General features: G+C 65.9%; 9 protein-coding genes, 2 tRNA genes and 1 rRNA gene. 5 read left to right on the top strand and 7 right to left on the bottom strand.

Translation table 11 applies throughout. From position 1 onward, the window contains the following. Window positions 1-120, bottom strand: a 16S ribosomal RNA gene (locus ACWPOC_RS03325); the annotation flags it as partial. 633 nt (window positions 121-753) lie between these two features. Here ACWPOC_RS03325 and ACWPOC_RS03320 point away from each other — a divergent pair. Beyond that, entirely contained in the window at window positions 754-1,899 is a 1,146-nt protein-coding gene (locus ACWPOC_RS03320) for a DNA (cytosine-5-)-methyltransferase (protein WP_120281118.1), read from the top strand. Between the two features lie 11 nt (window positions 1,900-1,910). After that, window positions 1,911-2,360 (top strand): very short patch repair endonuclease, encoded by a 450-nt coding sequence (locus tag ACWPOC_RS03315; RefSeq protein ID WP_120281117.1) that lies wholly within the window; start codon window positions 1,911-1,913, stop codon window positions 2,358-2,360. Between the two features lie 30 nt (window positions 2,361-2,390). Here the strand turns inward: ACWPOC_RS03315 and ACWPOC_RS03310 are convergent, their stop codons facing one another. Together ACWPOC_RS03310 and ACWPOC_RS03305 are read right to left on the bottom strand one after the other, a co-directional pair. Beyond that, entirely contained in the window at window positions 2,391-3,539 is a 1,149-nt protein-coding gene (locus tag ACWPOC_RS03310) for an acyl-CoA dehydrogenase family protein (RefSeq protein ID WP_120281116.1), read from the bottom strand. Continuing rightward, the gene (locus tag ACWPOC_RS03305; protein ID WP_120281115.1) at window positions 3,539-4,771 is read right to left on the bottom strand and encodes an acyl-CoA dehydrogenase family protein; all 1,233 of its coding nucleotides are present in this window, start codon (window positions 4,769-4,771) and stop codon (window positions 3,539-3,541) included. The genes ACWPOC_RS03310 and ACWPOC_RS03305 overlap by 1 nt, the downstream gene beginning before the upstream one ends. A 351-nt stretch (window positions 4,772-5,122) precedes the next feature. On the opposite strand from ACWPOC_RS03305, the gene ACWPOC_RS03300 reads away from it, so the two are divergent. Next, window positions 5,123-6,016 carry a TIGR03619 family F420-dependent LLM class oxidoreductase gene (locus ACWPOC_RS03300; RefSeq protein WP_120281114.1) on the top strand — a complete coding sequence of 298 codons (894 nt, stop codon included), beginning with the start codon at window positions 5,123-5,125 and terminating at the stop codon, window positions 6,014-6,016. A 322-nt stretch (window positions 6,017-6,338) separates the two neighbouring features. On the opposite strand, the gene ACWPOC_RS03295 is transcribed toward ACWPOC_RS03300, so the two are convergent. The 3 genes from ACWPOC_RS03295 to ACWPOC_RS03285 form a co-directional block, all read right to left on the bottom strand. Then, a complete protein-coding gene (locus ACWPOC_RS03295) occupies window positions 6,339-7,157 on the bottom strand; it encodes a RelA/SpoT domain-containing protein (RefSeq protein WP_120281113.1) in 819 nt (272 codons plus the stop codon). 171 nt (window positions 7,158-7,328) lie between these two features. Continuing rightward, window positions 7,329-7,401, bottom strand: a tRNA-Arg gene (locus ACWPOC_RS03290). Window positions 7,402-7,438: 37 nt separating this feature from the next. After that, a tRNA-Ser gene (locus ACWPOC_RS03285) sits at window positions 7,439-7,530 on the bottom strand. A 148-nt stretch (window positions 7,531-7,678) separates the two neighbouring features. On the opposite strand from ACWPOC_RS03285, the gene hisC reads away from it, so the two are divergent. Next, entirely contained in the window at window positions 7,679-8,758 is a 1,080-nt protein-coding gene (gene hisC, locus ACWPOC_RS03280; RefSeq protein ID WP_120281112.1) for a histidinol-phosphate transaminase, read from the top strand. Between the two features lie 99 nt (window positions 8,759-8,857). After that, the gene (locus tag ACWPOC_RS03275) at window positions 8,858-10,555 is read left to right on the top strand and encodes a bifunctional metallophosphatase/5'-nucleotidase (protein ID WP_455408002.1); all 1,698 of its coding nucleotides are present in this window, start codon (window positions 8,858-8,860) and stop codon (window positions 10,553-10,555) included. Between the two features lie 21 nt (window positions 10,556-10,576). On the opposite strand, the gene ACWPOC_RS03270 is transcribed toward ACWPOC_RS03275, so the two are convergent. Beyond that, complete coding sequence (locus ACWPOC_RS03270; protein WP_120281110.1) at window positions 10,577-11,575, bottom strand: alpha/beta hydrolase; 999 nt, start codon at window positions 11,573-11,575, stop codon at window positions 10,577-10,579. Between the last annotated feature and the right edge of the window lie 55 nt (window positions 11,576-11,630).

The following is an 11,630-nucleotide window of genomic DNA, read 5'->3' as shown; positions in this document are numbered from 1 at the left end:
CACGTGTTACTCACCCGTTCGCCACTAATCCACCCAGCAAGCTGGGCTTCATCGTTCGACTTGCATGTGTTAAGCACGCCGCCAGCGTTCGTCCTGAGCCAGGATCAAACTCTCCGTTGAAGACTCACAATCACCCCGAAGGGGCAATCAGTCAAAGACACAAGAGTCAAATCACTAGCATAAAAACTCAAACTAGCTCAAACACTGGATCACCGCAGACGGAAGAATGCGATGTCCAGCAACAACCACCCACAAAAAGTGAAGTGGTCGCACCAAATATTATTTGGCACTGACATTCATCGGCACACTGTTGAGTTCTCAAAGAACACGCACACATCATCACGCTCCGGACTGACGTCCGACCCGCTCTGAGGCAACTGTTCCAGCCTACTTCCTCATCCTCACGAACGCAAGTCCGTGTGGTTTTCGGAACCAGGGGCGGCTCGAAACCTTACCAGAAGGTTCGTAGCCATCAAATTCGCAGGCGCCCTCGTCCAACCTCGTTGTCCCGTTCCTCTCGGCCCGGGTCGGTGTCCGTGTCGCTCTGACCTGGAATAAGTTACGCGAACATCTCCGAGAACACCAAATCGCCAGGTCATCGGCGGTTTCGGTAGCCCGGCGCCGTTCGCAGGAGGGGTAGGAGGACCCCTCCATCGTGGTGCTCGTCGCGTCCGCTCACGGATCGTCCTACTTCTCGAGTAACGTTCACCGTTGAGCTGAGCGAGGAAGGGTGCCGTGACGTCGACGGGGAACATGGTGGGGTTGTTCGCCGGTATCGGCGGACTGGAGCTCGGACTCGGGCGACACGGGTGGAACACCGAACTCCTCTGCGAGATCGAGCCGGGTGCTCAGGCAGTACTACGTACGCGCTTCCCCGACGTCCCGCTTCATCCGGACGTCACGCGTCTCCGCTCTCTTCCCCGCGATACGGAACTGGTCGCCGCAGGCTTCCCCTGCCAGGACCTCTCCCAGGCCGGACGCACGGCCGGCATCACGGGTTCGAAGTCCGGGCTCGTCGACGAAGTGTTCCGTCTCGTGAAGCGTAAGAACGGCCCGCGCTGGCTCGTCGTCGAGAACGTTCCCTTCATGCTGCAGCTCGGCCGGGGTGCGGCGATGCGCCACATCACCGACGCCCTCGAGGAGCTCGGCTACATGTGGGCCTATCGCGTCGTCGATGCCCGCGCCTTCGGTCTCCCCCAGCGTCGGCACCGCGTCCTGATGGTCGCCTCTCGTACGGACGATCCCCGCACGGTGTTGTTCGGCCAGGACGCCGGCATGCCCATGGAGGGCAATCCCGATCTGTTCCCCTGCGGCTTCTATTGGACCGAGGGTGTGCGCGGTCTCGGATGGGCAGTCAATGCCGTGCCCACGCTCAAGGGCGGTTCGACGCTCGGTATCGCCAGCCCTCCGGCCGTGCGACTGCCGTCCGGCGAGATCGTCACCCCCGGCCTGACCGACGCGGAGAGACTCCAGGGATTCGACGCCGACTGGACGGCTCCTGCCATCGAGGCGCCCGGCGTCCGTGCCGGGCATCGGTGGCGTCTGGTCGGCAATGCGGTCAGCGTGCGGATGGCGTCGTGGGTGGGCCACCGTCTGAACAACCCCATCGCCTACAGCTCCGACCACGAGACCCCGCTGCTTCCGGGCGACACGTGGCCGACCGCAGCGTGGGGTGCCCGCGGACAGGCGTTCCGCGTGCACGAGTCGCAGTGGCCCGTCCAGGCTCCCTACGAGGACCTCGGCGGTTTCCTCCTCGACGCCCGTCTGCTGTCGGCGCGGGCGACGGCAGGATTCCTCCGACGCGCACGCTCCGGCAACCTGCGTTTCCTGCCCGGATTCCTCGAGGACGTCGAGAACCACCTCGAACGCATGGGTGGCTTCCCGCGAGTGGCGGCCTGAAAGACACCGTGATGGCGTCGTCGGATCGGCCCGGGACGGATCCGCGTACGAGTGCGCGGATGAGCCGGCAACGCCGACGCGACACCGTTCCCGAAGTGGCGTTACGCAGGGAACTGCATCACCGGGGGCGGCGGTTCTTCGTCGACCGCGCTCCTCTGCCGGGTATGCGACGCCGGGCCGACCTCGTCTTCCCTCGTCGTCGGGTCGCGGTCTACGTGGACGGATGCTTCTGGCACAGCTGCCCGCAGCACGCGACGTTCCCGAAGAACAACGCCGAGTGGTGGGCGGCCAAGCTCGCCGCCAACGTGCAGCGCGATCGGGACACCGATGCGCGCCTGCAGGCCGCGGGCTGGACGGTGGTGCGGGTGTGGGAGCACGAGGACCCCGTCGTCGCCGCGACGCGCGTGGAGGATGCTCTGTCGGCTCCGCCGGAAACGGATGCAGGGCCAGCGCAGGGGTGATCCCCCGCACCGGCCCTGGCACCGATCCGATCAGCCCTTCGTGAGCTGTGCGTACCTGGCGACATGCTGTTCGGCGGTGCCGAACTCGTACTCGATCGCGGTCAGTCGCTTGAAGTAGTGCCCGACGGCGAGTTCCTCCGTCATGCCCATGCCGCCGTGGAGCTGGACGGCGTTCTGGCCGACGAAGCGTGCCGCACGGCTGATCGTCGCCTTCGCGGCCGAGACCGCGCGTGCCCGCGTGGCGTCGTCGCTGTCGAGATGGAGAACGGCCAGGTAGACAGCGGACACCGCCTGCTCGACCTCCATGTACATGTCGACCATGCGGTGCTGGAGCGCCTGGAAGCTGCCGATGGACTGACCGAACTGCTGACGTTGCTTGGCGTACTCGACGGTGTCGGCGAGCACCTTGCGCATCAGGCCCACCGCTTCGGAGGACACGGCCGCGGTCGCCTCGTCGATGCCGCGCGAGACGGACGGCCATGCGCCGCCCTCCTCGCCGAGCAGCGAGTCGGCGGGCAATCGCAGACCCGAGAAGACGATGTCGGAGGCGCGCCGGTCGTCGATCGTGCGGTAGGAGTGGATCTCCACACCGCTCGGCGGGTTCGCGGGGTCGAAGTCGACGAGGAACAGCGAGATGCCGTCGGTGTCGGTGCGCTCACCCGACGTGCGGGCGGTGACGAGCAGGTGCGTTGCGAGCGGAGCGCTGGTGACGACGGTCTTCTCACCGTCGACGACCCACTCGTCGCCCTCGCGACGCGCGGTGGTGGACACGTCGTGGAAGACGTATCCGGAGGTGGGCTCGGTCGCGGCGAACGCCGTGACGGCTTCACCGGCAGCGATCGCCTCGAGGACGGACCGGGCTCGATCGACCCCTGCACGACCGAGCAGCCCGCCCCCGAGGACGACCGTGTCGACGTACGGTTCGATGACGAGTGCGTGCCCGAGTGCCTCGGACACCACCATCAACTCGACCGGTCCGCCGCCCATCCCCCCTACCTCTTCCGGAAGCGTGGCCCCGAGGATTCCGAGATCCTCGGCGAATGCCCGCCACACCTCCGGTTGCCAACCTTCGCCGGTGGTCGCGACCTTCCGGCTTTGCGCCAGGTCGTAGCGACCGGCGAGGAACTTGGTGACCGAATCACGAAGGAGCTCCTGCTCCTTGCTCAAACCGAAGTCCATCAGAGCCCCAATGCTGCTTTGGCGAGAATGTTTCGCTGGATCTCGTTGCTGCCGGCGTAGATCGACCCGGCACGGTCGTTGAAGTAACGCAGCGGCGCGACGGCCTGCCACTCCTCACCGCTGACGTAACCGTCGGCGGGCGGCACGTAGTCGGCCACCGGACCACCGGGCGCGGTGATGTGCGGCTGGTAGACCCGACCGCGCGGACCGGCCGCCTCGAGGGTCAGCTGGGTGATCGTCTGGCTGAGTTCGGTGCCCAGGATCTTGAGCATCGACGACGCGGGACCGGGATTCTTGCCCGCGGACAACGCTGCGAGAGTGCGGTATTCGAGGATCTCGAGTACCTCGGTGCGGATACGCGCTTCGGCGAGCTTGGCGGAGAACGCCGGATCGTCGATGAGCCTGCCACCCGACGGACCGGGCTGTTCGGCGGCCGCCTCGGCGATCCGTTCGGCCATGACCTGCAGGGCCGGCGCTGCCGCCGCTCCCCCGCGTTCGAAGACGAGCAGGTACTTCGCGACGGTCCAGCCGTCGTCGATCTTCCCGAGCACGTTCTTCTTCGGGACACGCACACCGTCGAAGAAGACCTGGTTCTGCACTTCCTCACCGGACGTCATGACCAGAGGACGGATCTCGATGCCGGGCGAGGTCATGTCGATGAGCAGGAAGGTGATGCCCTGCTGCTTGCGACCGGTCTTCGACGTGCGCACGAGCGCGAACATCCAGTTCGCCTCGGTGGCATGCGTGGTCCAGATCTTGCTGCCGGTGACGATCAGGTCGTCGCCGTCGTCGACCGCCGCCATGCTGAGCGACGCGAGGTCGGAGCCGGCCTCGGGCTCGGAGTAGCCCTGACAGAAGAAGACCTCGCCCGTGAGGATCCGGGGCAGGAAGTAGCTCTTCTGTTCCTCGGTGCCGTAGGCGACGATCGCGTGCGCGACCATGCGGATGCCCATCGGCGACAGGTTCGGGGCGCCCGCGAGGATCGACTCGCGGCTGAAGATGTAGTGCTGCGTCTGCGTCCAGTCGCATCCGCCGTACTCGACCGGCCAGGCCGGCGCCGCCCAACCACGCTCATGGAGGATGCGCTGCCACTCCATGCTCGCTTCGTGGTCGGAGTACACGCTCGTCGCGAGTCGGCCGGCCCGCCGCAGTTCGGGCGTCAGCTTCTCTTCGAGAAACGATCGCACCTCGTCTCTGAAGGCGGCGTCGGCCTCTGACCACGCAAGTTCCATGTCTTCTCCCCGCAGAGCGCGACCGTCGTTGCCGGACCGTCGTGCGAATTGTCGTTAACTTTTCGAGAGTGGTACGAAATCTACTTCCGTCCCAGCGGGCTCGTCAATAGACGGATTTCCTTGTGGTACCGGCAGGATCTCCGACCGGGGACGCAAACGATCGAGTCCCCGACTCCGGGTGGAAGGTCCACTCGAAACGAAGACGCATCGTTCACTCGCAGCGCAGGAACCGGGGACGGCGGCGTTTCACCTCGTGACTGCGGTCACACATTCTGATAGAACCTTGTTCTTGAGAATGTAAACGTCACTCTTTCATCGTCGGCGGGCATCGAAAATTCGGAGGGCATTCGAATGAAATTCTGGAGCGGGACCGCATTCATGAAGACCGCGGAGATGCCGACCGTCGCCCGCATGCTCGACGACGCCGGATTCCACGGCCTGCTCGTCTCGGACCACCTCATCTACCCGAAGGAGATGAAGACGGTCTACCCCGGGCACGAGAGCGGCAAGCCGTTCTGGTCGCCGGAGACCGAGTGGCCCGACGCCTGGGTGCTCATCGGTGCGATGGCCGCCGTGACGAAGAACCTGCACTTCGGCAACAACGTCTACATCGCGCCGTCCCGGCCGATCCTCGAGGTCGCCAAGCAGGTGGGCACCGCCGCCACGATCGCCGGCGGCCGGGTCTCCATCGGACTGTCCGCGGGATGGATGCGCGAGGAGTTCGAACTGCTCGGCCAGGACTTCGACAACCGCGGGCCCCGGCTGAACGAGATGATCCGGGCGCTGCGCGAACTGTGGAAGGGAGGATGGGTCTCGTTCCGGGGCGAGTACTACGACATCCCCGAGATGACCATCGAACCCCACCCGCCGAGCCCGGTGCCGATCCTGTGCGGTGGTGAATCCGGACCGGCGCTCCGACGTGCCGCGCGCTACTGCGACGGCTGGGTCGGCACCGCCTACACGATCGACGTCGCCGAGCAGTGGATCGATCGCATCAACGGCTACCGCCGCGAGTACGGACGCGAGAACGAGCCCTTCGACTTCATCGTCGGCCTGCGCGACGAACCGTCCGTGGAGCTGTACCGGCGGGCGGAGAAGATCGGCATCACCGGCGTCATGGTGTCGCCGTGGGCGAACTGGGAGGCCACCCACTCGGGCGACCACGATCACCTCCTCGGCACCGCCGAGCAGTACCGCGCGCCGATCGAGGACTTCGCCGAGAGGATCATCACGAAGCTCACGTGAGCGCAACCGGAAACAGCAATCCTCGAACGAGAAAACCCTCACCGACAGGATCGATGAGGGTTTGGTCTGTGTGCCCGAAGGGATCGAACCCTGGCCTGTCAGGCGTTTGCAGCCAGTTCCCGGCCCTGAAAGTACCTGGAGTGCGTGCGACGAAGCGTCTCGAGGGAGTCGCTCACCAGCGAAACAATCTCCACATCTTTGTCCGTTCGAGACTTCTCGAGCTCGAGACGCCGACGCATAGCAGCACGTCGTCCCTCGACGCCGGGGAATGACGTAACCGTCCGGTCGGCAGTCTTCCGGTTGTACTCGATCACGAAAGCCGTCACTGTTCCATCCCCTTCCGCTGTGCGTCTCGAAGCAGCTGCTCTACATCGTCGAGCATAGTAGAGAGTTCGGCTTCGTCTTCCAGCACCTTGTACCCGATCTCGCGAACCTCTTCGGGCAGATCGTCAAGACTGTTCCATACATAGCCGGAATCAGGAGACATCTCAGCAATCTTGTCCTTCGCCTCTTCGATCAGCCGGATCTGATTCGAGGAGATCCCCTGAAGCTTCGAGGCAATCCCACTCCAACCACCAGACCCCGTGACTCGCTCATATCTGATACTTCGGCCGGCCAAGTCGCCCAACCGTTCGTACGTGTTCGCCCACTTGCTCTGGAGTTGTGTACGAACTTGAACCTCGGCCATCGCACGCCGAAGCTTCAGATGGACGTGAACGGCGCGGTACCCGTTGTGGTGCTCGACCCGTAGATCTTTCACTGCCTTTTCAGGGTCCATCCCGAAGGCCCGAGCGATGGCAGCAGCGACTCTGTCCTGCTCATGCAGCGTCATCTCGGCGTCCACTCGGACGCCGGCGATATCAACGATGTTGGTCAAAGGTCCAGAGGAAAGGCGGACCAGCTTGTCACGGAGCGTGTCGATCGTCTTCGCTCGGTAAGTGATGTCCACCTCGGAATGTGAATGAGGCAAGATCGTCTTCCACGGCAGAGCATGGACGATGCCGTGAACCTCTGCCGCCAACTCGTCGTACCAGATCATGACGTCGTCGTAGTCGGGAGCGCCCTCCGGTGTCGCGACATTGTCACGGAGGCACTGGGCAAGAATCTCCATCTGTTTGTTGGACCAGGGCCGATCTTGCACACACCCTCCTGTAGTCCGGGGGAAGTCACGTGACGTCCCTTGCGGAGTGAAGATAGCCACAAAGATGTCGCTGAAGCCGGTCAGCAAGCCGTGTCGATTCTGTGTCGTGGCGACTCCGTAACCAGATACGAGAAAACCCTCACCGGAAGTACCGGTGAGGGTTTTCGTGTGTGCGCCCGAAGGGATTCGAACCCCTAACCTTCTGATCCGTAGTCAGATGCTCTATCCGTTGAGCTACGGGCGCATGTGTATTCAATTGTCGTTGGTGACGCTACACCAACTGGCGGAGGCGAGAGGATTTGAACCTCCGGTCCCCGGTAAGGGGGACAACTCATTAGCAGTGAGTCCCATTCGGCCGCTCTGGCACGCCTCCTCGGGGATTCGATGCTCTCGAACCGCCGGATCGAAACATTACACATGCCCCGAGGGGAAACGCAAAACGCCTGGTCAGAGGCGTGTAGATGGACGGTCTCCCCCATCCTGCCGACAGGCGGTCCCACGACGAGGAGCATAATCGGCTCGTGACTCCACGGACCCGCCCCGACCTCGAATCGATCCCCGCCTACGTTCCGGGCCGCTCGTTCCCCGGTGCGGTGAAGCTCGCCAGCAACGAGACCACCATCGGCCCGCTCCCCAGCGTCCGGGAGGCGATCGCCGACGCTGCCGCAGGCCTCAACCGCTACCCCGACAACGGCGCGACCGAGCTCGTCGCGGCACTGTCGGAGCGACTCGGCGTCCCGACCGAGCGGATCGCCGTGGGCTGTGGATCGGTGAGCCTGTGCCAGGAGCTCGTGCAGATCACGTGCGATGCGGGCGACGAGGTGATCTTCGCGTGGCGGTCGTTCGAGGCGTACCCGATCATCGCGGCCGTCGCCGGCGCGACCGCCGTTCGCGTCCCGAACACCGCGGACCACGGTCACGACCTGAAGGCCATGCTCGCCGCGATCACCGACCGCACGCGGCTGATCTTCGTGTGCAATCCCAACAACCCCACCGGGTCGCTGCTGGGCACGGAGGAGCTCGCACAGTTCCTCGACGCCGTCCCCGAGCACATCGTCGTCGCCCTCGACGAGGCGTACTTCGAGTACGTCCGCCCCGAGCCCGGTGAGGATCTGGCCGACGGTCTCGAGCTCGCGGAGGGTCGCAGCAACGTCGTCGTACTCCGTACCTTCTCCAAGGCCTACGGTCTCGCCGGCATCCGTGTCGGATACGCGGTCGCCGACCCGTCCGTCGTGACGGCGCTGAGCAAGGTCCACACCCCGTTCTCCGTCAACTCGCTCGCCCAGACGGCCGCCGTGGCCTCGCTCGCCGCCGCGACCGAGTTGCTCGCGCGCACCGAGGGCGTCGTCGCCGAGCGGGAACGGGTCCACGCGGCGCTTGTCGAGGCCGGCTACGAGGTGCCCGCGAGTGCCGCGAACTTCCTCTGGCTGCCGCTGGGTGAACGCTCCGCCGCGTTCTCCGAGGCCGCAGCGGAGGCAGGCGTGGTCCTGCGCAACTTCACGGGCGAGGGCACCCGGGTGACGATCGGCGACCCGCACGAGAACGATCTGTTCCTCGACTTCGCGACCGGGCAGGGACGGGCACTCGCCGGCATCGGCTGATCCTGTGACGAGACCCAACCGTTATGGCTGGGTATCGGTGGCGTGATCCGGCCCTGACAGACTCGGGCGGTCGGATCGGGCCGGGGTCGGAGGAACTGCATGGGGGCAGGCAAGGTGCGGCGCGCCCTGTCGGCCTGCGCAGTCGTCGGCTCACTGGTCGCCTTCGGTGGTGCGGCACCTGCCGGCGCTGCACCGTCGAGCACCGTCCCCTCGAACACCGTCCCGCTCCGGGTGATCGCATTCGGCGACCTGCACGGAAATCTGCTGCCCCCGCAGGGACTGCACGGCGAGGTCGTCCGGTCGGATGACGTCTCGGTCCCCGCGGGCGGTGCGGCCTATCTCGCCGCCTACGTCCGCCAGCTCCGGGAGCAGGCCGACAACTCCGTGCTCTACGCCGTGGGCGACACGTGGGGTTCGTCGCCGCTCGAGTCGGGTCTGTTCCACGACGAGCCGACCATCGCCCTGCTCGACGAACTCGACCTCACCGCCGCGACCCTCGGCAACCACGAACTCGACCGCGGCTACGCCGAATTCGAGCGGCTCCGGGACGGCGGTTGTCACCCGAAGGAAGGGTGCCTCTACACCGAGCCGTTCGACGGCGCGAACTTCCCGATCCTCGGCGCCAACCTCACCACGACGAACGGCACACCGGCCGCACTCCCCTACAGCATCGACTACGTCGACGGGCTGCCCGTCGGGGTCATCGGCGTCGTGCCGAGCAACACCCCCGACATGATCCGGCCCGACGCCATCGCGGGACTGCGGTTCGAGGACGAGATCGCCGCCGTCAACCGCACCGCCGACATCCTCGGCGCGCTCGGCGTCCGCTCGATCGTCGTGCTCTACAAGGGCGACATCGGAGCCATCGACGGCGACGATCCGTGCCCGAGCGGGGACGGCGGGGCGGCGGCGATCGCGACGTCCGTCTCCCCCGAGGTGGACCTCATCATCACCTCCGACGGCGACCGGCACTTCAACTGCACCTACACCGATCCCGCGGGCAAACCGCGCACCGTCGTGCAGGGCGCTTCGCACGGGCGCATCCTGTCGGTCGCCGATCTCGTCATCGACCGGCAGAGCCGCGAGGTGCTGCGCGACCGGACCGTCGTCTTCACGCAGGTCGTCACGCACGACATCGACCCGGATCCGACCACCCTCGAGTTCGTCGACCGGGCGGTCGAGAAGTCGGCGGAGGTCGCGAACCGGTCCATCGCCCGTATCGGCGGCGACGTCACGCGCAGCAAGAGCCCGAGCGGAGAATCGGCGCTGGGCAATCTGGTGGCCGACGCGCAACTCGCCGCGACGCAACATCTCGGGGCGCAGATCGCCCTGATGAACCCCGGCGGACTCCGCGGCGACCTCCTCGCCGGCGACGGCACCGTCTCCTACCGGGAGACCTACGCCGTGCAGCCCTTCGGGAACATGCTGCAGGTACTCGACCTCACCGGAGCCCAACTCGACGCGCTGCTCGAGCAGCAGTTCCAGGACAGCCCGGTCGGCTCGGAGATCGAACGCATCCTGGCCCCCTCGCACAATCTGACCTACACACTCGACCGCCTGGCGCCGCGCGGCGAACGGATCCGCTCGATCACGATCGACGGCGAGGCCGTGGACCCCGAGCGCGTGTACAAGGTCGTGATGAACAACTTCCTGGCCGGCGGCGGCGACGGTTTCACCGTGTGCACGGAAGCGCACGGGCTGGTCGGCGCGGGCAAGGATCTCGACGCCCTCAACAGCTATCTGGCGACCCGCTCACGCGTGGAGCCGCCGGCGGTCGACCGCATCCGCCTGCACTGAGACGGTGCCGTCGATGCGCGGTCAGCGGAGTCCGAGGGCGTCGGCGAGGGTCGGCCAGGCGGCCTTGATGTCGTCCTGCCAGTAACCCCACGAATGCGTGCCCCACGGGCGGTAGACGACCTGCGCGGGGATGCCGAGTTCGCGGAGGCGACGGTCGTAGGTGACGGTGCACACGAAGGTGCCGATCTCGAGCGGCGCGCCGACGGTGAGCACGTCCTGGCCGGCGCCGAGATCGTGCGGGCCGAGCAGGCCGTTGCCGGTGCTGAGGAAGACCTCCTTGCCGCGCAGCTTCTCGGCGAGCAGGTAGGAGTCGTGCTCCTCCCACCGGGCGTCCTCGGGCGGTCCCCACATGTTGTCGGGGTTGCCGCCCTTGTACGCGACGGTCCCGCGGACGGTGTCGCGGGAGCGGTCGCTGGAGGTGTCGTAGCAACCGCTGAGCGCCGCGACCCCCTGGTAGAGGTCGGGATTGCGGGTGATCAGGGACATCGCGCCGGTGGCACCCATCGACAGTCCCGCGACGGCGTTGGTGCCGTTGCCGTCGAATTCGGCGTCGATCAGCGGGGGTAGTTCCTCCGTCAGGAAGGTCTCCCACTTGTTGACGCCGAGAACGGGGTCGGGGTTGTTCCAGTCGGTGTAGTAACTCGCGGTGCCACCCACGGGAAGGACGACGTTGGTGTTCTTGTCGGCGAAGAACTCCTCGATGTCGGTGCGCTGCGTCCACGTGCTCTCACGGAATTCGGACTCCTCGCCGGCGCTGACACCGTCGAGCAGATAGAGGGTGGGACGCGGCCCCGCCGAAGCCGGGTGCAGCACCTGCACCGCCACGATCCGGTTCATCGCGGCCGAGTGGACGAACAGCTTCGTCTGCCGGTCGCCGACGCGCTCGACGTGGTCGATCCTGGCCGACGCCGGTTGCATCTGGGGCGGTTGGGCATGGGCCGGTCGGGCATGGGCCATCACTGTGCCGGAGACCGGCATCATCAGGGCCACCGCCACAGCCGCCGCAAGTCTCTTCACCATCGAACTCCCCGTCCCCCGACGACCTGCAGTGATCTCACAGTCACTACCTGTACCC

This window comes from Rhodococcus sp. 5G237, from assembly GCF_053764735.1.
Note: the sequence above shows the minus strand (reverse complement) of the source record. Positions and strands in the feature narration are given on the sequence as shown.